This window comes from Pseudomonas sp. PB103, assembly GCF_009764635.1.
Taxonomy (GTDB): domain Bacteria; phylum Pseudomonadota; class Gammaproteobacteria; order Pseudomonadales; family Pseudomonadaceae; genus Aquipseudomonas.
In genome coordinates this window covers 15,360-36,032 of record NZ_RWIL01000038.1, presented here as the reverse complement: position 1 = coordinate 36,032, position 20,673 = coordinate 15,360, and the positions used below count along the sequence as shown (strand labels likewise).

Here is a 20,673-nt window from a genome sequence, read left to right as displayed (position 1 = left end):
GGCACGCTGCGATCTTTTGATCTTCGTTTTTAAGATCAAGATCAAGATCAAAAGATCGCAGCGTGCCGCAGCTCCTACAGGGGTTGGGCTGTGTTGACGCTATCGCCGGCGGTGGCTTGCACTCGGCTGATGATCAGGGTTAGCAGCATCAGCGCTGTCGCAACGCCGAAGGTGGTGTGCAGACCACGGGCAAGCATGGCGGCGGGGGCTTGGGTCGGGTCGCCGGTGGCGGCAGCAAACACCGCGCCCATCACCGCCGCCCCGGTGATCAAGCCCAGGTTGCGCGCCAGCCCGAGCATCGCCGAGACCACGCCACGCTGATCCTGGCTGACCCCGGCCATCAACCCGGTATTGTTGGCTGCCTGGAACAACGCGTAACCGGCCGCGATCAGCATGATCGGCAGCACATACGCGGGCAGTCCAAGACTCATGGGCAGGAGCGCCAGCAAAGCGCAGCCGCAAGCCATGCCCAACAATGCGCCCGGGACGATTCGTTGTGCGCCAAAACGATCGACCAGACGTCCAGCCGGAACTCCGCTCAGCGCTGACAACAGCGGCCCGACCGACAACGTCACGCCGACCATGGCGCTGCTGAGGCCCAGACCTCGGTGCAGGTAAAACGGCCCGACCACCAGCGTGGTCATCATCACCGTCGTCACCAGCAACGTCAGCGCCAGACTGCTGCTCAGTCGCGCGTCGCTGAACAGTGACAAGCGAATCAGCGGCGATTGGGCCTTCATCTCGACCAGAATAAACACCCCCGCGCCGCACAGGCTGGCCAGCAGCAGCGGCCACATCAAGCCTTCAAGCGTCATTGCCAGCGCATAAGCCGCCAGTGTCAGCATCAACACCGCGCTGCCAGAATAATCGAATGGCACACGCGGCCCCGATGCACGGTCCGCCGGCAGAAAGCGGTACACCAGCCATACATTGAGCAAACCCAGCGGCACGTTGAGGAGAAAAATCGCCTGCCAACCCACAGAGGCCATCAACAGCCCGCCCAGCGATGGCCCAAGCGTGGTGCCCGTCGCCGACATCGTCGCCAACAAGCCCATGGCACTCCCCGCCCGCGCTTTCGGTACTGCATCGGCCACCAGCGCGACCGTCAGGGCAAACATGATTGCCGCGCCAAGCCCTTGCACTGCGCGCGCGCCGATCAGCCAGCCAAGCCCCGGTGACAGCGCGCAGCACAATGACGCCGCCGTAAAAATGCCAATGCCGATCAACAGCAATCGCCGTCGACCGAAGCTGTCACCCAGACGCCCGACACTGACGATCAACGTGGTAATCGCCAGCAGATACGCCAGGACAATCCACTGCACCTGTTGAAACGACGCGTCAAACGCCGTCGCCAGTATCGGTAACCCGGCATTGGCGATGCTGGTGTCCAGCGACGGCATCAGCATCGACAGGGCCAGGCTGGTCAACGCCCAACGGGCCGTCGTGCTCAAGGGTTCTCGGGGCATGGGCTGCTCACAGGGCAAAGGACATGCGCCTTAGCCTGAGCCTCGACAATAGCAGGCGCAAGACGCATGCTTTGCACTCAATACCTGCACGGAACGCCATGTCATGTCCACCCCGGATCTGAACCTGCTGATCACCCTCGATGTGCTGCTACGCGAAGGCAGCGTTGCCCGCGCCGCCAAATGCCTGCGGCTGAGCCCGTCGGCCATGAGTCGGGCGCTCGCCCGTTTGCGCGAGACCACCGGGGATCCGCTGTTGGTGCGCGCCGGGCGCGGGCTGGTGCCGACGCCGCGCGCGCTGGAGTTGCGTGAACGGGTCGGGCAACTGGTGCAGGAAGCCGAAGCGGTGTTGCGCCCCGCCGAGATTCTCGACCCTGGCCAGTTACGACGCACCTTCACCTTGCGCAACACCGATGGTTTTGTCGAAACCTTTGCCGCCGCCCTGCTCGCCCGCATTGCCGAAGAAGCGCCCGGCGTACGCCTGCGCTTCGTGCAGAAAGCCGACAAGGACAGCACGCCGTTGCGCGAAGGTCGAGTTGATCTTGAGACCGGCGTGGTCGACGACAGCACCGACCCGACGCTGCACAGCCGACTGCTCTTTCAGGATCAGTGGATCGGTGTGGTGCGCGAGGGGCACCCCTTGAGCAAGGGCAAAATCAGCGCAAAACGTTTTGCCTCAGGCCAGCACATTCTGATCTCACGCCGTGGACGCAGCAGCGGCCCGGTCGACGAAGCGTTACTCGCCGTGGGGCTGACGCGGGACATCGTCACTTCATTCGGCGGATTTTCGGCGGCGCTGACGTTGGTCCGCGAGTCAGACCTGATCGCCACCGTCCCCAACCGTCACACCGGCAAACTGCGCACGGGCCTGCACAGTTTCACACTGCCCTTCGACATGCCGCCGATCAACGTCTCCATGCTCTGGCATCCGCGCATGGATGTCGACCCGGCGCATCGCTGGTTGCGCGATTGCCTGCGCCAGGTGTGCGCCTAGCGCGCATCGCCGCCAGCGGGTTTATAGAAGAGAAACTTGCCGGTTTCGGCGGTCTTGCGGTATTCCTTGGCCCAACTCGGATGCACGTTGCGGTCATGGAAATACAGCGCGCCACGGGTGCGATCGGGCAACTGACGGTTGAGCGCCTTGCCGGCAATTTCCTTGGCCAGCGCGTACTCGGAATCTTCCTTGACCTGATCCGGCTTGCCATCGCACCACCAAGAAAACTGGCAACTCTTGGTCTCCGAGCCCTGTTTGACCACGGCGCACACCGTGTCAGGAAACCCCTCGTGGCCGAGACGATTCATCACCACATTGGCCACGGCTTCCATTTCCGGTGTGTTCTTGCCCTTCGCCTCCCAGTAGATACTGCGCGCCAGGCACGTGAGCGGATCATCCAGCGGCGCCGCGCCGGCCGGGTCCACCGCTTGCGCTTCGGTCGGCGTGATTGCTTCGGATTTTGGCGCCGGTGCCGCGCTGACTTTGTCGGCGGCTTTCTCCTCCAGCACCTGGGCTTTTTCTTCCGCTTTCGCCTTGATCGGCGCCTGATCGGTGGCCCATGCCGCATTGGCCAACAAGGTAAATACGAGACAACCCGCCAAGCCTTTCAATCCCATGTCAGTTCTTCCGGCAGCGCCCGTGTCGGGCAAGGTGTTGCGTGGGTGAGACGCCCGGTTTGCGGGCTCTTCGCAGAGTGTAGACGGCAAATTCTGGCGTATTGTTCCAGGGAAAAAAGCGCCGAATGAAGAAAAAGACATTGCGCCCACCGGGGGCGTTTCGCGCATCATGGGCGCATTCAGCCCAAGGGAGATTTCCATGCGCTTCATGCCATCCGTTTTGCGCCTTGTCGCGTTGTCCGCAGGCCTGGCGTCCGCCGCCTCGGCCATGGCCACCGACGAATCGCAACTGGTCGAGTCAATCAACAGCTACCGCAGCCAGCCGCAGCGTTGCGGCTCGCAGGCCTCCAGCGAATTGCCACCGCTGGCCGCCGACCCACGATTGATCCTGCCTGCCAACGGCGCCGTCGACCTGCAACAAGCCATGGCCCGCGCCAGTTACCCGATGGTCAACGTGCAAGCGATCACGCTCAACGGTCCGCGCGATGCGGCATCGGCAATGCAGGCGATTCAGGAGAGTTTCTGTCAGGTGGTGCTTGATCCGCAGTTTGTTGACGTCGGCGTCGGCCGCGCCGACCGCGACTGGCGCATCGTCCTGGCGCGGCCGCTGCTGTCGGCCAGGCTCGGCGATGCGCAGGCCGAAGGGCAAAAACTGCTCGAGCAACTCAACGCGGCGCGCAGCCAGCCACGGCAATGCGGGGGTCAGGCGTTTGCTGCGGCGGCACCGCTGGCCTGGAACGCAACGCTGGGCAGCGTCGCCCAGGATCACAGCCGTGACATGGCCAATAAAAACTATCTCGACCACAAGGACCGCGACGGCCGCACCCCGGGCGATCGCGCCGAACTCGCCGGTTACAGCGGGCAACTGGTCGGCGAAAACATCGCCGCCGGCCAGGACACCGTGCGCAAAGTGGTCGATGGCTGGATCGCCAGCCCTGGCCATTGCGCCAACCTGATGAACCCGCAATACAAGGAACTCGGCGCGGCCTACGCGACCGACCCGAAAAGCGATGCGGGCATTTACTGGACAGCGATGTTCGGCGCGCAATAAACACCATCAACGCCTGCGCGTTGATGGCCGCTGACGGTCAGTTGGCGACCGGTATCCACGCCGCCCGCGCAACGTTGGCGGTGTCGCCAAACGCCGGCAGTTTCTGCGCCAGGTCACGGACGTTCTTCACGTCCAGGTCGAGCAACTGCTGGCGGGTGATCAGCGTTGGTGGCACCAGCACCTGGTGCCCCGGATTTTCCCCGGCAATCAACATCGCCAGACTGCGCACGCTGATCGCCCCGGCCACTTGCGGGTTGACCGCCGCCGTCGCCGCCCAGGCGCTGTCCGGCTCTTTCATGATCTGGATGTCGGCGGTGGAAATGTCGGCGCTGTAGATTTTCACCTTGCTGGCCAATCCGGCTTCGTCGACAGCGATCTTCGCGCCTTTGGCAAATTCGTCGAACGGCGCAAAGATCACGCTGATCCCCGGATTGGCGCGCAACACAGCGCTGGCCTGATCCGCCACCGAGTTGGCAATCGGCGGATTGAGCGTGCCGAAACGCGCCTTCTCGATAATCCCCGGATTGGCTTTTTTCACCTGAGCCCAGATTTCATCACGTCGCTCCATCGGGGTGAAACCGCTGATGTACACGTAGCCGGCGTCGAAGCGCGTGCCGTTGTCTTTCACCGCTTGGTCGAGCGCCAGACGCGCCAGCGCGTGGTGATCCTGTTCGACCTGAGTGACTTGCGGCGTGTTCAGGTCGACATCGAAGGCGACGACTTTGATGCCCTTGGCGAGCGCCCGGTCAATCGGCCCTTTCAGGGTTTCCGCCAGCCCCAGTTGCACGATGATCCCGTCCACGCCCAAGTCAGTCGCCTGATCGATCATCTCGCCCTGACTCGCCGCCTGTTGCCGCGCATCGAACACCCGCAGGTTGGCGCCGAGCGCTTCGGTCTGTTTCTCGACGCCGCGCAAATACGCTTCGGGAAAATCCCCGGAGAACAAATACCCCACCAACGCAATCTGCACCTGGCCCTTATCGAACGGTGCCGGCGCGCCGGGCAATGCCTTGGCCTGCGCGTGTACCGCCAGCGTCGACAGCAACGCGGTGGCGAGACAATGGCGGGCGAACTGTCTGATTGAACCGTGCATACAACTTCCTTGAATGAAAACGGCTCAACGCGCCCGATGCGCGAGGCCGAAAGTGAACATCAGGGCCAGCACCAGCACCAGTCCCTTGACGAAATCCTGCGCGTAGTACGGCGCGTTGAGCATGGTCAGGCCGTTAAGCAGCGCCGCCACCAGCAGCGCACCGATCAGCGTGCCAAAGGCGTTGGGCTTCTTCGCGCCGAGCACGGCAAAACCGATCAGCGCAGCGCCGAGGGCATCCAGCACCAGACCATTGCCGGAACTGACGTCGCCGCGTCCCAGGCGCGCCGCAAGCAACAATCCACCGAGCGACGCCAGCAGCGACGACAGCACGTACGCCAGCAGTTTGAAGCGCTGCACCGGCGCACCGGCCAACCGCGCCGCCTGCTCGTTGCCGCCGATGGCATAAAACAGCCGCCCAACGCGCGTACGCTCCAGAAACAGCCACACCGCTATCGCGACCACCGCTGCAATCAACACCGGGATCGGCACCACTTCCCACAAGCGTGCGCGCCCCAACGCGAGAAACGCCGCGCTGAACGTGCCTTCGGTTTCTTCGCCATTGGGCAGGGTCATGCCCACGGCAATCGAGCGCCCGCCGGTGGGAATCAACTGCACGCCAATCACCAGGAACATGCTGCCCAGCGTCGCGAGAATGTCCGGCACGCGTAATTTGACGATCAGCCAGCCGTTGAGCAGCCCCACCAGCGCGCCGCCCGCGAGGCTGATCAACACTGCCGGCACCGCGCCCCAACCGAGCACCACCATCACGTAACTGGCGATCATCAGGCTCATGGCGGCCACCGCGCCGATCGACAGATCAAGGCCGCCGACCGCCATGGTCAGCGTCACACCGAGCGCCAGCAACGCAACAATCGACACCGACTGGAGGATGCTGAACAGATTGCCGACGCGCAGAAACGCCGGCTCGGCAACGCTGAAAAACATCACGATCAGCGCCAGCAGCCACAACAGGCCATAGCGAATCAGCGCGTGCAGCCAGCGCTCGGCGAAGGCCGGTGGAGTGGACAACAGTGAATTGGAATCAGGCACTCGCTCTGCTCCTTGGCGCGGCATGAAGGGAATGTTGGTTAACCTCGGTGCCGGCCAGTGCGGCCACCAGATCGGCGCGGTTCAGCTCGGCGCGCGGGTACTCGGCGACCACCGCGTGATCGCGCACCAGGAGAATGCGGTCAGCGATCTCCAGGGCTTCGTCGACATCGGCACAAATCACCAGCGTCGCCCGGCCCTCGGCGCTGTCGCGCAGCAGTTGGCCGATTTCGCGGCGGGCGCGCACATCGACGCCCTGGAACGGTTCATCGAGGATCAGCACCCGCCCCTCGCCGAGCAGCCAGCGGCCAAGCACGACTTTCTGCTGGTTGCCACCGGACAACGCACTCATCGGTACGTCGATGCCGGCGGTCTTGATCCCTAGTGCGGCAACCTGCGCCTCAACCGCTGCGGCCTCGGCGCGGTTGCGAATGAAACCGCCACGGGTGAAGCGCTCCAGAAACGGCAACGTCAGGGTGCGCCGCAACGAGAAATCCGCCACCAGTGATTGACTGGCGCGGTCTTCGGCGGCGAAGAACACCCCACTGCGAATCGCCTCGCGTGGCGATCCGGGCTGCCACTCGACACCGCCCAACCGCAGGTGGCCCGCCGCCGCGTTGTGCAGGCCGAACAGCACCTCGGCAATCTCGCTTTTACCGGCGCCGAGCAAACCGGTGAGCACCACCACTTCGTTTTCGTGGAGCGTCAGGTCGAAGGCTTGCGCGCGCGGCACAACCTGTATCCCGCGCATCTGCAGCACCGCAGGCCCGGCCACGCGCGGACGATAAACGTGCTCGCCCAGCGCCTGCCCGAGCATCGCCTCAACCGCCTCCGGCAACTGCCGGGCGCTGAACTCACCGGCCAGTCGACCATCGCGCAGCACGATTGCGCGATCCGCCACCCGTTGCAGGTCCGACAGCCGATGCGAGATGTACAGAATCGCCACGCCACGGCTGCGCAACGTGTCGATCAAGCCAAACAGGCGCTGCGCTTCGGCATCGGATAACGCCGCCGTCGGTTCATCGAGAATCAGCAAGCGCGGTTGCAGGGCGAACGCCCGAGCGAGCACCACCAGTTGCCGTTCGGCCTGACCGAGATGTTCAATGGGTTGCTCCAACGGCAACGTCAGGCCGAGCCCGGCAGCGATGTGACCGGCACGTTCCAGCAGACGCCGGCGATTGAGCCAGAAGTCCGCTTCCGGCTGGCACAATTCATCGAGCAGGAGATTCTCGGCAACGCTCAACCCCGGAGCGATACCGTCGTTGATCTGCTGGTGCACCGCGACAATCCCGACCCGCCGTGCAGACAGCGGCGAACTGAATAGTCGCGGCTGCCCCTCAACGAAGATCGCGCCAGTATCAGCAAGTTGGCTGCCGGCGAGAATTTTCACCAACGTCGATTTGCCCGCGCCATTGGCGCCCAGCAACGCCACCACTTCAGCCGGATAAATTTCCAGGCTGACCCGCTCCAGTGCCCGGTTCGAACCAAAGGTCTTGCTCAGCTCACGTACCCGAATCAGCGGCTCAGGTGCCACGGCGACAGGTCCACTCATAAAATTCCTTAGCGGCGATGAGCCAGCGAACGCACCAGCCGATCGCCCAGGCTTTGCACGCCTTGAACGAGGATGACCAACACCACGACGGTGGCGACCATCACTTCATTGTTGAAACGCTGATAGCCATAACGGATCGCCAGATCGCCCAGTCCACCGCCGCCGATGACCCCGGCCATCGACGAAAAACCGATCAGCATCACCAGCGTCAGGGTGATCCCCGCGAGCAACGCCGGCAGCGCTTCGGGCAACAGCACTTTGAAAATCACGTGGCGAATGTCACCGCCCATGGCGAGGATCGCTTCGATGCGGCCCTTGTCGACTTCGTCCAAGGCGTTTTCGACGATGCGCGCGAAAAACGGAAACGCACCGATGGTGATCGGCACCACCGCTGCGGTGCTGCCCAGCGTGGTACCAACGACCAGACGGGTCAGCGGAATCAACGCAATCAGCATCACCACGAATGGCAGCGAGCGGCCGAGATTGACCAGACTGCTGAGCGCCGCATTGAAATGCGGCATCGGTCGCAATCCGTCGCGGCGACTGATAAACAGCAGCACACCCAGCGGTAAGCCGATCAGCAGGGTGAACAGCCCCGCGAGCAGGACCATGTACAGGGTTTCACCCGTGGCGTTGAACACCAGTTGCAGGATTTCATCCCAATTGATCGTGCGGTTCATGACTGCGCCGCCCTTACGCCGTACTGCTTGAGGAAGGTCAGGCCCGGCGCGTCATGGCCCAGCGGCAGTCCGCAGGTCGGCCGTAAGGAACTGCCGAGCGCCGACTGTGGATCGGCCAGCAGCCGTGGCACCGGCCCGGCCTCGACCAATCGGCCGTTGGCCATGAACGCTGCGTGGTCGCAGATCGACTTGACCACGTCGAGTTCGTGAGTGATCAGCACGATGGTCAGGCCCAACTGCCGATTGATGTCGCGCAGCAATTGCAGAATCGACTCGGTGGTTTCCGGGTCGAGGGCGCTGGTGGCTTCGTCCGACAGCAGATACGCCGGCTCCGCTGCCAAAGCGCGGGCGATGCCCACCCGCTGCTTTTGCCCGCCGGACAATTGCGAGGGAAAGGCTTGCGCCTTGTCACTCAGGCCGACCAGTTCCAGCAGCTCGCGAACCCGCACATGGCGCCACGGTTTGCCGACATTGGCGATCTCCAGCGGCACCGCAATGTTGTCGAAGACGTTGCGCGAGTGCAGCAGATTGAAGCCCTGGAAAATCATGCCGATGCGTTGGCGTTGCTCGCGCAATTCGCGCTCGGACAGCGCCAGCAGGTCCACCCCGTCAATCAGGATCTTGCCGCTGTCCGGGCGCTCGAGCAGGTTGAGGCAACGCAGCAGCGTCGACTTGCCCGCCCCGCTACGCCCGAGAATCCCGTAGACCGCACCATCGGGAATGCTCAGCGAGACCTGATCCAGCGCCGGCTGCGTGGCCGACGGATACGTCTTGCTCACCTGCTCGACGGCGATCATGGCTTGCCGCCCGCCACCGGGATTACCGAGCCGGCGAAGTTGTCGGTGATGTATTTGGCGACCTCGGGCGAGGTCAGGTCCTTGGCCAGTTGCGCGATGCGCGGGTCGTGCTCGAGCTTGGGCGTGGTCACCAGAATATTCGCGTAAGGATTGTGCTCGGCTTTCTCCAGACCCAATGCGTCCTTGGCGGGCACCAGGCCGGCGTCCAGCGCGTAGTTGCCGTTGATCACCGCCAGATCGACGTCGTCCAGCGAGCGCGGAATCTGCGGTGATTCGATTTCGAGGATTTTCAGTTGTTTCGGGTTCTCGGCGATGTCCTTGGGCGTTGCCTGATCGGCGGCCGGGTCGTTGAAACCGGGTTTGAGTTTGATCAGACCGTTGTCCTGCAACAGGTACAAGGCGCGGCTCAGATTAGTGACATTATTGGGCACGGCGACGGTGCCTTTGACCGGCACGTCGGCGAAGCTTTTGTGCCGGCGGGAATAGATACCCAGCGGTTCGATATGCACCGTGGCCGCCACCGCGAGTTTTTCGCCGAGGGCTTGTTCCTGAGACTTCAGGTACGGCAGGTGTTGAAAGTAATTGGCGTCGACATCGCCGTGTACCAGCAGCTCGTTGGAGTTCACGCCGTTGGGGATTTCGATGACTTTGAGGTTGAGTTGCGGATCGATTTTCTGGATGTACGCGAGGATCTGCGCGTGGGGCACCGGGTCGGCCGCCACGCGCAGCGGTTCCAGCGCCTGCGCCCCGAACGACGTCACCAGCGCGCCGAGGACGGCCAGGGTCAAACCTGCTTTTTTAATCATGTGCAAAGTCCTTGAGCGATGGATGAATCAGGCGGTTTTACGAACAGGTAATGGCGGCAGCAGCGCATCGGCGTAAAAGCGTTGCGCGACATCCGGGTGCGAGCGCAGGCGCCCCTTGAGGTAGTTCCAGCCAACATCGCGGAACAGCGGATTGAGCGGGTCACTGGCCGGCCCGCGCGCCTCGCGCAACAGCAACGTCGGCAACGGATACAGCGGCACCACCGCGTCGAGTTGCGCCCCCAAAAAGAACGCAATCGACAGGCGCTCACTGCCTTCCGGCGGTGACACCACGCGATGCACAGTGGCGCGCAGATAACCATTGGAGGCCAGTTCGAGCAGTTCGCCGATGTTCACCACCAGGGTGTTTTCACGCGGCAGCGCGTCGATCCAGCGGCCCTCTTCGACCTCGACTTGCAGCCCGGCCTGCTGGTCTTGCAGCAAGAAGCTGAGGAACCCCGAATCCTTGTGCGCGCCGACGCCCTGCTGGCTCGCAGCATTTGCCTGGCCGGGATAGCGCATTAACTTGATGTGCTCGTTGGGTTTGTCGCCGTAGAGCTGGTCGAAGGCATCGGCGCGCAACGACAGCGCCTGAGCGAAAGCACGCAGCAAGCGCAATGACATGCGCGTCATCGCTTGCTGCCATTCAAGCAGCAAGGGTTTCAGTTCGGGGAGTGCCGCTGGCCATTGATTGGGGCCTTGCAATCGCGCCCACAGCGGGCTGTCCGCATTCAGCGGCAGCGCCTCGCGTTCGGCACCCAGATCAAACTGTTCGCGCTGATCGGGTTGACCGCGAGTGATCTCGGAAGCGGCTCGGTTGTAACCGCGAAAGTGCGGCGAATTAATCATGCCGACGGCGGTTTTCTCGCTGTCGGGCAAGGCAAAGAATTGCCGCGCATGCGCCTGCACTTGCTGGAGCAACGCGCTGTCGATGCCATGGCCGGTGAGATAGAAGAAGCCGACATCACGGGCGGCGTGGCGCAGGTTTTCAAGAAATTGGTAACGTTGTTGCGCGGTGCCCTCGAACAGGGACAGGTCCAGCGTTGGCAGAGCGGTGATATCCAAGGTATGCGGCATGATTCACTCCCGTGTGAATCAAACCTGAAGAACCTTTGATCGATTCAGCGTGTGCCGTCATGGCAATCGGGGGTCTATCGGTTTGATGCGTTGATTCGTCGTTGCAGACAAAACTAAACGATCTTAAAAACACCGATCCAATACCTTTTTCGCATTACCTTAGGCCAATCCCGGTAGGAGCTGCCGCAGGCTGCGATGTTTTGATGTTGGTTTTTTAGAAACAAGATCAAAAGATCGCAGCCTGCGGCAGCTCCTACAGAGGGGGGTCAGGCGCGCGGGCGTTGGCTGCGCTGTTCGGCGCTGGCGTCCGGCGCTGCTTGCAGCTGGAAGTCGAACGTGAGTTCGGCGTGACGTCCCGAGGTTTCGCTTTCATGGAAGACGACTTCGCCGACCAGGCCTTCACGGGTGGCGTAGGCAAAGTCATCCCACAAATATTGATCGCCCGACAGGTTGATCTGCGTGGTGAGGTGCCGATGCCCCGGCGCGCTGATGAAAAAGTGCACGTGCGCCGGGCGCTGGCCGTGGCGGCCGAGCAGGTTCAGGCATTCCTGCGTCGGGCCCTGCGGGTCGCAGCCGTAACCGGACGGCACGATGCTGCGCACGCGGTAGTGGCCCTCGGCGTCGGTGATGATCCGCCGGCGCAGGTTGTACGCGGACTGACTCGGGTCGAAGAACGAATAGGTGCCTCGCGTGTTGGCGTGCCACAGGTCAACGGTGGCGCCGGCCAGCGGTTGGCCGTGAGGATCGAACACCTGGCCTTCAAGCAGCATCCGTGTGGCGACGCCCTCCTCGCTGCCGTCATCCATCCGGCACTCGCCCTCGAACAGCGGCGCGCCGGCCACGTACAGCGGGCCTTCGATGGTACGGGGCGTGCCGCCGGTCAAGCCGATCTGCGCGTCTTTGGCGTCCTGCAGCAGATCAAGGAAATGCTCGATGCCGAGCCCGGCGACCAGCAACCCGGCTTCCGAGCGGCCACCCAGACGATTGAGGTAGTCGACGGCTTTCCAGAATTCGTTCTCGCTGATGTCCAAGTCTTCGATGATTTTCGCGCTGTCCTGCAGCACGCGCAGGACGATGTTTTTCAAGCGCGAGCTGCCGTCGTCGTTGGTGAAACCGGCGGCTTCGGCGAAGAATTTTTGCAACTCGGGGGTGTGGGCAATTTTCACGGTCATGGTGGCTTTACCTCATCTTGTTGTTGTGTGAACGCAGTTCTTCAAACCAGGTAAGATCCCTGTGGGAGCTGGCTTGCCAGCGATTGCGGTGGGTCATTCAGCATCGATGGCAACTGATCAATTGCTATCGCTGGCAAGCCAGCTCCCACAGGGTTCAGGAGTGAATCTGGTGTCTGACTTCAGCGGTCGTCGGTGTGGATCGACGACGGATGGCGGCAGAGGCCGTCGATTTCGATGTCCATGTACGGGAACAACGGTAATTGCATCAGCGTGTCGTGCAGCGCTTCGACGCTGGGCACATCGAACACGCTGTAATTGGCGTAGTGCCCGGCGATGCGCCACAGGTGGCGCCATTGGCCTTCGCGTTGCAGCCGCTGCGCCAGTTCTTTCTCGTCCGCCTTGAGTCGAGTGGCGACGGCGGGGTCCATGTCGATGGGCAATTTCACGGTCATTTTTACGTGGAACAGCATGGTGGCTCTCCTCTAGTGGTCAACGGCTCAATGGCGGCGAAAACGCGCCAGACGTTGTTCGTCCAGGGTCAGGCCGAGGCCCGGTGTGTGCGGGATGTGCAGATGAAAATCGCGGTACTCGGGCCTTTCGGTGACGATGTCTTCGGTCAGCAGCAGCGGCCCGAACAGCTCGGTGTCCCAGGTCAATTGCTTGAGCGTGAGGAAGGCGTGGGCCGAGGCCAGCGTGCCGACGGAGCCTTCGAGCATGGTGCCGCCATACAACGCGATGCCGGCGGCCTCGGCGATTTGCGCGGTTCTGAGCACGGCGCGGGGGCCGCCGTTCTTGGCGATTTTCAGGGCGAACACGCTGGCAGCGCCGTCAGCGGCGAGGCTGAAGGCGTCCTCGACACTTTCAATTGATTCATCGGCCATGATCGGTGCCGGGCTGCGCTGATTCAGACGAATCTGCCCCGAGCGGTTGACCCGCGAGATCGGCTGTTCAATCAGATCAATGCCGTTGTCGCCCAATACCTGGCAACCACGAATCGCCTGGGATTCGTCCCAATACTGGTTGACGTCGACCCGCACACTGGCGCGCTCGCCCAAAGCTTTTTTGATCGCCACGACGTGCTTGAGATCCTGCTCCAGCGGGTTGGCGCCGATCTTCAATTTGAAAATGCGATGACGCCGTGCTTCGAGCATCTGTTCGGCCTCGACAATGTCGCGGGCGGTGTCGCCGCTGGCCAGGGTCCAGGCCACTTCCAGGCTGTCGCGCACGCGGCCGCCGAGCAGTTCGCTGACGGGCAAACCGAGGCGTTTGCCCTGGGCGTCGAGCAGCGCGCTTTCGATGCCGGATTTGGCGAAGGTGTTGCCCTTGGCGAGCTTGTCGAGCCGCTGCATCGCCGCGTTGATGTTGTTGGCGTCCATGCCGACCAACGCTGGCGCGAGGTGCGCATCAATATTGGCCTTGATGCTCTCCGGGCTTTCGTAACCGTAGGCAAGGCCGCCGATGGTGGTGGCTTCACCAATGCCTTCAACCCCATCGCTGCAGCGCAGGCGCAGGATCACCAGCGTCTGCTTTTGCATCGTGTGCATCGCCAGTTTGTGCGGGCGAATGGTCGGCAGGTCGACGATGATCGCCGTCAGGGTTTCAATCAGGATTCGCTGCATATCAATGCTCCGTGAGAAGTGCTCAACCAAGGTCGCCGCCACCGACCGGCAAGGTCACGCCGGTGATGTAGGAGGCGTCGTCGGAGGCGAGAAAGAGGATCGCGCCGACCTGTTCATCGAGGCTGCCGTAGCGTTTCATCAGGCTGCTATCGAGGGTTTGCGCGACAATTTGCTGGTACCAGGCTTGCTCTTGCGGCGACTGTTCGCTGGCGTTGCGCGGGATGCGTCGAGGCGGCGCTTCAGTGCCGCCGGGCGCGGTGGCGTTGACGCGAATACCACGCTCGGCGTTTTCAAAGGCCAGGCACGCGGTGAGTGCGTTGATGCCGCCCTTGGCCGCGCCGTACGGCACACGATTGACGCTGCGGGTGGCGATTGAGGAAACGTTGACGATGGCGCCGCTGCCTTGTTTGAGCATGTACGGCAGCGCGGCGTGGCAGCACCACAAGGTCGGGAATAACGAGCGACGCACTTCCGCTTCGATCTGGTCGACCTGGTAGTGCTCGAACGGCTTGGCCCAGATCGTGCCGCCGACGTTGTTGATCAGGATGTCGAGTCGACCGAAAGTGTTGATGGCTTCGGCCATGACCCGGGCGCAATCGGCGTATTGTTCAAGGTCGGCGGTCAGTGCCAGAACGCTCTCGCCTTGCAGTTCGTGAACCAGTTCGGAGCGGTCGACGGCGACCACTTGCGCGCCTTCGCTGAGCAGGCGCTCGCAGATGCGGCGGCCGATGCCTTGCGCCGCGCCGGTGACCAGCGCGACTTTGTTGGAGAATCTGTCGTTCATGACAACCTCGATGCAAACGAATATCGAAACTGTGGTGAGGGGATTTAGCGAAACGTCGCACCGCCCCGATGGGCTGCGCAGCGGCCCCCTGCTGTTAAGGCAAAAGCGAGGGCCGCTGCGCGCCCCATCGGGGATAAATCCCCTCGCCACAGGTAAGGGCAGACCTACAGATGAGAGTCAGGCCACAGATTGGGGGCAATCCACAGATGAGGGGCAGACCACGATGAGAGGCAGGCCCACATACGGGGGTCAGGCTGCGGCGAATTTCTCGTAGTAGAAATTCGCCGGGGTGATGCCCTGCTCGCGGATGTATTGGCTGACCGCCTCGACCATCGGCGGTGGCCCGCACAGGTAGACGTCGACGTCACCGTCGTTGAGGTGGCGCGGTTCGATGTGCTGGGTGACGTAGCCCTTGAGCGGGTGCACGCTCTGCGGGTTGGCCACACAGGCGCCGAAGCTGAAATTGGCGATGCGTGCGGCAAAGGCTTCGAGGCGATCCAGTTCAACCAGATCGAAATCGTTGGTCACGCCATAGATCAAATGCACCGGGTGCGCACTGCCCTGCTCGGCGATCTTTTCCAGCATCGCGGTGAACGGCGCCAGACCGGTACCACCGGCGAGCAACAGCAGCGGCCGCTTGATTTCGCGCAGGTAGAAACTGCCCAGCGGCCCGGCCAGATTCATGCTGTCGCCGGCCTTGGCCAGGCCGGTGAGGAAGCTGCTCATCAAGCCGCCAGGCACGTTGCGAATCAGAAAACTGACCTCGCCATTTTTCTGCAAGGAGCTGAAGGAATACGCACGACTGTGTTCGCTGCCCGGCACTTGCAGGTTGACGTATTGCCCCGGCAGAAACGCCAGTTTGCTCAGCGCCTCGCCCTTGATCGACAGCGCGATGGTGCTCTCGGACAACTGCCGGACAGCGCTGATCGACGCCTGAAAATTGGCCTGTTCGGTTTTGCAGACCTGCGAGCCAACCGGCACTCGCACCACGCAATCGCTTGCGGCGCGCATCTGGCAGGTCAGCACATAACCTTGTGCGAGTTCGTCGGCGCTCAAGGCGTCTTCGATGAAGTTGTCGCCCATCTCGTAACGCCCGGCTTCGGCGAAACACTTACAGGTGCCGCAGGCGCCGTCACGGCAGTCCAGCGGGATGTTGATGCCTTGGCGATACGCCGCGTCGGCGACAGTTTCATGGCTGCCGGCCTCGATGAAACGGGTGACGCCGTCTTCAAAATTCAGTGCGATCTGGAAATTCATGGTGCACCTCGCCGTGTCGACTAGATGTGGTAGATGTCGATGAGCTGACGGACGTAATCGTTTTTCAGGACGACTTTTTTGGCCTTGATCAGCGGCTGTTCGCCACGCAGATCGAGGGTGTAGAAACTGCTGCCGAAGTAGCTGTCGGTGACCTGATAGCGAAAGCTCAGGGTGTGCCAGTTGAAGCGCACCTGGCACTGGTCGGCGCTGTGCTCGACGATCTCGATGTTGCTCAGGTTGTGCGAGGTGCGGGTGTCGGGAATCGTCGCGCTGGAGCGCTCGGTCTTGATCCGGAAGATGCGGTCTTCGAGGCCACCACGGTTGCCGTACCAGATCAGCGAGATTTCGCTTTGCGGGTCTTCGGTGAGCGTGTCGTTGTCGTCCCAGGCCGGCATCCAGAAAGTCGCGTCGGCGGCGTACAGCTCCAGCCATTGATCCCAGTGGCCGTCATCGAGATAACGCGCTTCGCGGTAGAGAAAATCACGCACATTGTCGTAGAGATTGCTCATCACACAGCCTCCACGGGGATCAGTTGTGGCTCGGCGGCAGCGGCTTTGAGCATGGTCTCCTGCCAGTACTTGTGTTGCAGCACGAACAGGCCTTCGTCCTCGGTGCGCATGCCGGAAAGCAATGGCTTGAGGTTGATTTCTTCGGCGGCAGCGTCGGCGCCTTCCACCCAATGGGTCGCGCCCCGGGACATGTCGTTCCAGCCGCGCCCGGCGCCGTAACCGGTCTGGCACGAGCGGAACTCTTCCAGATCATCCGGCGTGGCCATGCCGCTGACATTGAAGAAGTCTTCGTACTGGCGAATGCGTTTGGCGCGCGCCTCGGCGCTCTCGCCTTTGGGGGCGATGCAGTAAATGGTGATTTCAGTCTTGTCGACCGAGATTGGCCGGGCGATGCGAATCTGCGAACTGAACTGATCCATCAAATACACGTTCGGGTACAGGCACAGGTTGCGCGAGTTTTCGATCATCCAGTCAGCGCGGGCCTGGCCGAAATCACGCGCCAGTTCGTCACGGCGCTCATAGGCCGGACGGTCTTCAGGGTTGGCCCAGCGGGTCCAGAGCAGCAGATGGCCGTGATCGAAGGAGTAGAAACCGCCGCCCTTCTTCGCCCAGCTGCCAGCGCTCATGGTCTTGATCGCTTCACCCGCTTCGCGTTGCTGGCGCTGGTTCTGGGTGGCGGCGTAGTTCCAGTGCACGGAGCTGACGTGATAACCGTCGGCACCATTTTCGGCAGTGAGTTTCCAGTTGCCTTCATAGATATACGAGCTGGAGCCGCGCAGCACTTCCAGACCGTCCGGCGATTGATCGACGATCATGTCGATGATCTTCGCTGACTCGCCCAAGTGCTCGGTAAGGGATTTCACATCGGCATTCAGGCTGCCGAACAGAAAGCCGCGATAGGACTCGAAACGCGCGACCTTGGTCAGGTCATGCGAGCCTTCGCAGTTAAAGCCTTGCGGGTAACCGGCTTCGCTCGGGTCTTTGACCTTGAGCAGTTTGCCGCTGTTGTTGAACGTCCAGCCGTGGAACGGGCAGGTGTAGCTGGAGCGGTTGCCGGACTTGTGCCGGCAAAGCATGGCGCCGCGATGGCTGCAGGCATTGAGGAAGGCATTGAGCACACCGTCCTTGTTGCGCGCGATGAAGATCGGCTGGCGCCCCATGGTGGTGGTCAGAAAATCGTTGTTGTTGGGCAGTTGGCTTTCGTGGGCGAGGTAAATCCAGTTGCCTTCGAAGATGTGCGCCATCTCCAGTTCGAACAGACGCGGATCGGTGAACATCTCCCGCTTGCAGCGGTAGGCGCCCTTGTCTTTGTCTTCTTCAAGCATGGCATTGAGGTAGTCGATTCCCAGGGACATGGCCAGGGCCTCCATTGTTATTGTTCAGGCCAGGTCAGATTAGGGAGGCGCAGCACGGGGCAATAGCCGAATCCTGCAGATCGCTATCCGTTTTGTGCAGGACAGCGCGGCAGGTGATTCGGATTGTTTCGAAGGGCGATCAGTGGCGACGTTTGAAGGTGTGCGACGGCAGTTCGCCGAATTGCTGCCGATAGCTTTCGGAGAAACGGCCCAGGTGCAGGAAGCCGTAGTCCAGCGCCAGTTCGGTGAGGTTGCGCACCGGGCAGCTCGGGTCGCTGAGGCAGGCGTGAATGCGCGCAAGCTTGCGTTGACGGATGTATTGCATCGGCGTGACGCCGAGTTGGCGCTCGAACAGGGAGTACAGCGAACGCGGGCTCATGCTCGCTTGTGTGGCCAGATGTTCGGCGGACAGATCGAGCTTCAGGTTGCGTTCGATGTAATCGAGAATGCGCTCGAAACTGACGCTGGACGCACTCAGATTTTCGCGGCTGACGTTGGTGCTCATCAGCGAGATCAACTTGCTGCCGATGATCTGCGCGTAATGCTCCTGCACCCGCAACAACGGATCGCTGGCCTCGGCTTCCTGGCAGATCATCGCCAGCAGATTCGTGAAGCCTTCCAGCTCATCCAGCCGATAATGATTGCGCAGAAAACGAATGCCGCTCGAGGGACGTATCCAGCGCTGCTCGTCACACACCGATTCGAGCACGCTGACCGGCACTTTGAGGATGAATTTCTCGCAGTCATCCGAGTAGGTCAGATCAACCGGATCGTCCGGATTGATCAACAGCAACTCCCCCGGCACCAGATGCTGCTCGCGCTGGTGCCCGCGCCACAGGCAATTGCCTTGCAGCAGGACTTGCAGGTGGAACACGGTTTCCAGCGCTAATGATGTCACGCGAACACTGCCGCCATAGCTGATGCGGGCCAGATCGAGGTCAGCGAGTTTGCGATGGTTGAGGCTGGCTTGCGGATGGGTGGTTTTGGACAGACCGATGAAGTGCTGGCCGACGTGCTGGTTGACGTAGTCGGAGACGGCATAAGGGTCAGCGTGACGAAACACGCTGCTGCGGTCGCTCAGCAGATGGCTGTCCATGGGGCGGTGCTCGATCTTGTCGTTATTATGGGTTCACGGTTTTACGGCATCACCGGTCACAGTACGCCGCCGCGCTGAGGCGAGCAATTGGAGCACGGTTTGGCTATCCGGTAATCGAACACTTTTATGGCGTGTCAGGCGTATTGCCTGCCTGAAGACGTTAAAAAGCCCGGCTGAACTGGCCGGGCTTTTCGTGGGTACTGCGGTAAAAACGGCATTCAGACTGCACGGCGTTCGAGCAAGCGATCTGCACCACCTTCGGCGACCAGATTGCCTTTCAGGCGATCTGATCCATCGGCAGCCACGGCGTCGCTGAACAACGGGTCGGTTTCAGTCGCAGCGACTGCATCGCTGAACAGAGGATCGGTTTCGGTTGCGGCGACCGCATCGCTGAACAGTGGGTCGGTTTCAATGGCGGCGAAGGCGTTGAGTGCGAAGATCGAGAAGGCGATGCCGAGAAGTGTCTGGCGTTTCATGGTTGTGCTCCGATTACAGTGGTTGGGAATGGAGCCGATCTTACGCCGACGAGTCGATATGAGAACTTCATTGAGTTAATGGTTGTTATTGACGCTATCAATAACCAGCAAAGCAGGAAGATAACTACACGTGATGACGGAAATGCCCTACACCACTTGAGCCGAACAAATACAAAACTCCTACTTTTGACAGCTCAACACAGAAAAAAACCCGCTTCAGTCGAACGACCAAAACGGGTTTCCCCACGAGACGATCGCTACTTCAGATCGTCAAAGTGGTCTCGCAGGAACTCGTAAAAGCGCAATGCTTTAAACAATCTCCACACGAGGCTCAGCGTACGTAGCAAAAGCTTCATACGTTTGGCCTCCAAGGCTGGGGGCCAAACCTCCAGCAGACTTACCGGATCACGAATGCCTTCAGGCTACATGTCAGTGCAGCTAGTGAGGCGGCCGGTTGAACCCCCTCCGAACCATCATTCCGGCACGGCTGCAAAAACCGTGTCAGAGGGAATGAAACCGTTAAGTTGCCAGCCAAACCTCAACGCAGTACCAACACATGAGCGCCGGCATCATAACCTTCAATTCGAGGCGCGCAGGCACACTTGATAAGCGGATTTGTAAAACGTCATTTCTGCCAGGTTTTTCATCACTGAAAAAATAGGCAAAGAGTCCTCTACGTGCAAAATTGACGTTGCATGGCTGGGCAAAGATTCATACTATGGCCCACGTCAGTGTAGCTAGTGAAGCATCCAACCTCGGTCGCAAACCGAGGTTTAAAGAACCGCCCCGCAAAGGCGGTTTTTTTTCGTCTGGATATCAGTGCCTCAATCATTTGCACTTGGCCAACACCACCTGACACGTATTGGGCGTGCCCCCGGAGCGGCCGGCGTAGCGGATGCAGTTGTTCATCGATTTCTGCCGCGCCATGTTCAGGCTGGAGCCCCAGGCGAGGCCGCCCTCGCCGACCGTCGGCAATGCCTTGGCGTAGCAACTGTCGCCGACGCCCGAGGGCGGATAGTGTTTGCGGTTTGAGCAGCCGGCAGTCAGCGTGAGGCTGAGGGCAATCAGGCAGAGCGTGAGCCACGGCGCGCATCGGTGTTGCAGTGGGCCGATCATCGCGTTCACCTGCTGCATGTGGGTGTTGACGTGTAGAGTCTAGCCGTTTGCCGTTGCCCATTTGCACAAATGTTCTAAACGCCGGTGGTCGCTGCGCGGTATTTTATGAGGCCGT

At 61.4% G+C, this 20,673-nt stretch carries 21 protein-coding genes; 2 read left to right on the top strand and 19 right to left on the bottom strand.

Annotated features, from left to right (window positions below; all coding sequences use genetic code 11):
• Nucleotides 1-74: 74 nt before the first annotated feature.
• Nucleotides 75-1,466 (bottom strand): MFS transporter, encoded by a 1,392-nt coding sequence (locus tag EJA70_RS06955; RefSeq protein WP_158830262.1) that lies wholly within the window; start codon nucleotides 1,464-1,466, stop codon nucleotides 75-77.
• A gap of 103 nt (nucleotides 1,467-1,569) precedes the next feature.
• Here EJA70_RS06955 and EJA70_RS06950 point away from each other — a divergent pair, with 103 nt between their 5' ends.
• Nucleotides 1,570-2,457: a LysR family transcriptional regulator gene (locus EJA70_RS06950; protein ID WP_158830261.1), complete on the top strand. Its 888-nt coding sequence runs from the start codon at nucleotides 1,570-1,572 to the stop codon at nucleotides 2,455-2,457.
• On the opposite strand, the gene EJA70_RS06945 is transcribed toward EJA70_RS06950, so the two are convergent.
• Complete coding sequence (locus EJA70_RS06945; protein WP_158830260.1) at nucleotides 2,454-3,074, bottom strand: cell wall hydrolase; 621 nt, start codon at nucleotides 3,072-3,074, stop codon at nucleotides 2,454-2,456. The two genes, EJA70_RS06950 and EJA70_RS06945, sit on opposite strands and share 4 nt — an antisense overlap.
• Before the next feature lie 199 nt (nucleotides 3,075-3,273).
• On the opposite strand from EJA70_RS06945, the gene EJA70_RS06940 reads away from it, so the two are divergent.
• Entirely contained in the window at nucleotides 3,274-4,125 is an 852-nt protein-coding gene (locus tag EJA70_RS06940) for a CAP domain-containing protein (RefSeq protein ID WP_158830259.1), read from the top strand.
• 37 nt (nucleotides 4,126-4,162) lie between these two features.
• Here the strand turns inward: EJA70_RS06940 and EJA70_RS06935 are convergent, their stop codons facing one another.
• From EJA70_RS06935 to EJA70_RS06855, 17 genes are all read right to left on the bottom strand, one after another.
• Nucleotides 4,163-5,218 (bottom strand): substrate-binding domain-containing protein, encoded by a 1,056-nt coding sequence (locus tag EJA70_RS06935; RefSeq protein WP_158830258.1) that lies wholly within the window; start codon nucleotides 5,216-5,218, stop codon nucleotides 4,163-4,165.
• Between the two features lie 24 nt (nucleotides 5,219-5,242).
• The gene (locus EJA70_RS06930; protein ID WP_158830257.1) at nucleotides 5,243-6,268 is read right to left on the bottom strand and encodes an ABC transporter permease; all 1,026 of its coding nucleotides are present in this window, start codon (nucleotides 6,266-6,268) and stop codon (nucleotides 5,243-5,245) included.
• Complete coding sequence (locus EJA70_RS06925) at nucleotides 6,261-7,817, bottom strand: sugar ABC transporter ATP-binding protein (RefSeq protein ID WP_158830256.1); 1,557 nt, start codon at nucleotides 7,815-7,817, stop codon at nucleotides 6,261-6,263. The genes EJA70_RS06930 and EJA70_RS06925 overlap by 8 nt, the downstream gene beginning before the upstream one ends.
• Before the next feature lie 8 nt (nucleotides 7,818-7,825).
• Nucleotides 7,826-8,497 (bottom strand): methionine ABC transporter permease, encoded by a 672-nt coding sequence (locus tag EJA70_RS06920; RefSeq protein WP_158830255.1) that lies wholly within the window; start codon nucleotides 8,495-8,497, stop codon nucleotides 7,826-7,828.
• Nucleotides 8,494-9,294, bottom strand: coding sequence for a methionine ABC transporter ATP-binding protein (locus tag EJA70_RS06915; RefSeq protein WP_008081308.1), 801 nt, complete (start codon nucleotides 9,292-9,294; stop codon nucleotides 8,494-8,496). Before EJA70_RS06915 ends, EJA70_RS06920 begins: the two co-directional genes overlap by 4 nt.
• Nucleotides 9,291-10,100 carry a MetQ/NlpA family ABC transporter substrate-binding protein gene (locus EJA70_RS06910; RefSeq protein WP_008081310.1) on the bottom strand — a complete coding sequence of 270 codons (810 nt, stop codon included), beginning with the start codon at nucleotides 10,098-10,100 and terminating at the stop codon, nucleotides 9,291-9,293. The genes EJA70_RS06915 and EJA70_RS06910 overlap by 4 nt, the downstream gene beginning before the upstream one ends.
• Nucleotides 10,101-10,127: 27 nt before the next feature.
• Nucleotides 10,128-11,174, bottom strand: a complete 1,047-nt coding sequence (locus EJA70_RS06905; protein ID WP_158830254.1) for an isopenicillin N synthase family oxygenase — start codon at nucleotides 11,172-11,174, stop codon at nucleotides 10,128-10,130.
• 266 nt (nucleotides 11,175-11,440) lie between these two features.
• Nucleotides 11,441-12,346, bottom strand: coding sequence for a catechol 1,2-dioxygenase (catA, locus tag EJA70_RS06900; protein ID WP_158830253.1), 906 nt, complete (start codon nucleotides 12,344-12,346; stop codon nucleotides 11,441-11,443).
• Between the two features lie 179 nt (nucleotides 12,347-12,525).
• Complete coding sequence (gene catC / locus EJA70_RS06895; protein WP_158830252.1) at nucleotides 12,526-12,816, bottom strand: muconolactone Delta-isomerase; 291 nt, start codon at nucleotides 12,814-12,816, stop codon at nucleotides 12,526-12,528.
• A gap of 27 nt (nucleotides 12,817-12,843) precedes the next feature.
• A complete protein-coding gene (locus EJA70_RS06890; RefSeq protein WP_158830251.1) occupies nucleotides 12,844-13,965 on the bottom strand; it encodes a muconate cycloisomerase family protein in 1,122 nt (373 codons plus the stop codon).
• Between the two features lie 22 nt (nucleotides 13,966-13,987).
• On the bottom strand, nucleotides 13,988-14,749 hold the full coding sequence (locus EJA70_RS06885) for a 1,6-dihydroxycyclohexa-2,4-diene-1-carboxylate dehydrogenase (protein WP_158830250.1): 762 nt from the start codon (nucleotides 14,747-14,749) through the stop codon (nucleotides 13,988-13,990).
• Between the two features lie 249 nt (nucleotides 14,750-14,998).
• Nucleotides 14,999-16,006 (bottom strand): benzoate 1,2-dioxygenase electron transfer component BenC, encoded by a 1,008-nt coding sequence (gene benC / locus EJA70_RS06880; RefSeq protein ID WP_158830249.1) that lies wholly within the window; start codon nucleotides 16,004-16,006, stop codon nucleotides 14,999-15,001.
• Between the two features lie 20 nt (nucleotides 16,007-16,026).
• A complete protein-coding gene (gene benB, locus EJA70_RS06875) occupies nucleotides 16,027-16,515 on the bottom strand; it encodes a benzoate 1,2-dioxygenase small subunit (protein ID WP_158830248.1) in 489 nt (162 codons plus the stop codon).
• Nucleotides 16,515-17,870 carry a benzoate 1,2-dioxygenase large subunit gene (gene benA, locus EJA70_RS06870; RefSeq protein WP_158830247.1) on the bottom strand — a complete coding sequence of 452 codons (1,356 nt, stop codon included), beginning with the start codon at nucleotides 17,868-17,870 and terminating at the stop codon, nucleotides 16,515-16,517. Before benA ends, benB begins: the two co-directional genes overlap by 1 nt.
• 139 nt (nucleotides 17,871-18,009) lie before the next feature.
• Nucleotides 18,010-18,966, bottom strand: coding sequence for an AraC family transcriptional regulator (locus tag EJA70_RS06865; protein WP_158830246.1), 957 nt, complete (start codon nucleotides 18,964-18,966; stop codon nucleotides 18,010-18,012).
• Nucleotides 18,967-19,184: 218 nt separating this feature from the next.
• Nucleotides 19,185-19,442, bottom strand: a complete 258-nt coding sequence (locus tag EJA70_RS06860; protein WP_158830245.1) for a hypothetical protein — start codon at nucleotides 19,440-19,442, stop codon at nucleotides 19,185-19,187.
• A gap of 828 nt (nucleotides 19,443-20,270) precedes the next feature.
• Nucleotides 20,271-20,558: a hypothetical protein gene (locus EJA70_RS06855; protein WP_008081335.1), complete on the bottom strand. Its 288-nt coding sequence runs from the start codon at nucleotides 20,556-20,558 to the stop codon at nucleotides 20,271-20,273.
• Nucleotides 20,559-20,673 lie beyond the last annotated feature (115 nt).

Coding starts and splice junctions, on each gene's coding strand:
- EJA70_RS06885 (WP_158830250.1), bottom strand. CDS start 14,749: ATGAACGACAGATTCTCCAACAAAGTCGCGCTGGTCACCGGCGCGGCG.
- benB (WP_158830248.1), bottom strand. CDS start 16,515: ATGAGCAATCTCTACGACAATGTGCGTGATTTTCTCTACCGCGAAGCG.
- EJA70_RS06950 (WP_158830261.1), top strand. CDS start 1,570: ATGTCCACCCCGGATCTGAACCTGCTGATCACCCTCGATGTGCTGCTA.
- EJA70_RS06920 (WP_158830255.1), bottom strand. CDS start 8,497: ATGAACCGCACGATCAATTGGGATGAAATCCTGCAACTGGTGTTCAAC.
- EJA70_RS06910 (WP_008081310.1), bottom strand. CDS start 10,100: ATGATTAAAAAAGCAGGTTTGACCCTGGCCGTCCTCGGCGCGCTGGTG.
- EJA70_RS06915 (WP_008081308.1), bottom strand. CDS start 9,294: ATGATCGCCGTCGAGCAGGTGAGCAAGACGTATCCGTCGGCCACGCAG.
- EJA70_RS06855 (WP_008081335.1), bottom strand. CDS start 20,558: ATGATCGGCCCACTGCAACACCGATGCGCGCCGTGGCTCACGCTCTGC.
- benC (WP_158830249.1), bottom strand. CDS start 16,006: ATGAATTTCCAGATCGCACTGAATTTTGAAGACGGCGTCACCCGTTTC.
- EJA70_RS06865 (WP_158830246.1), bottom strand. CDS start 18,966: ATGGACAGCCATCTGCTGAGCGACCGCAGCAGCGTGTTTCGTCACGCT.
- EJA70_RS06860 (WP_158830245.1), bottom strand. CDS start 19,442: ATGAAACGCCAGACACTTCTCGGCATCGCCTTCTCGATCTTCGCACTC.
- EJA70_RS06935 (WP_158830258.1), bottom strand. CDS start 5,218: ATGCACGGTTCAATCAGACAGTTCGCCCGCCATTGTCTCGCCACCGCG.
- EJA70_RS06890 (WP_158830251.1), bottom strand. CDS start 13,965: ATGCAGCGAATCCTGATTGAAACCCTGACGGCGATCATCGTCGACCTG.
- EJA70_RS06905 (WP_158830254.1), bottom strand. CDS start 11,174: ATGCCGCATACCTTGGATATCACCGCTCTGCCAACGCTGGACCTGTCC.
- EJA70_RS06925 (WP_158830256.1), bottom strand. CDS start 7,817: ATGAGTGGACCTGTCGCCGTGGCACCTGAGCCGCTGATTCGGGTACGT.
- EJA70_RS06945 (WP_158830260.1), bottom strand. CDS start 3,074: ATGGGATTGAAAGGCTTGGCGGGTTGTCTCGTATTTACCTTGTTGGCC.
- benA (WP_158830247.1), bottom strand. CDS start 17,870: ATGTCCCTGGGAATCGACTACCTCAATGCCATGCTTGAAGAAGACAAA.
- catA (WP_158830253.1), bottom strand. CDS start 12,346: ATGACCGTGAAAATTGCCCACACCCCCGAGTTGCAAAAATTCTTCGCC.
- catC (WP_158830252.1), bottom strand. CDS start 12,816: ATGCTGTTCCACGTAAAAATGACCGTGAAATTGCCCATCGACATGGAC.
- EJA70_RS06940 (WP_158830259.1), top strand. CDS start 3,274: ATGCGCTTCATGCCATCCGTTTTGCGCCTTGTCGCGTTGTCCGCAGGC.
- EJA70_RS06955 (WP_158830262.1), bottom strand. CDS start 1,466: ATGCCCCGAGAACCCTTGAGCACGACGGCCCGTTGGGCGTTGACCAGC.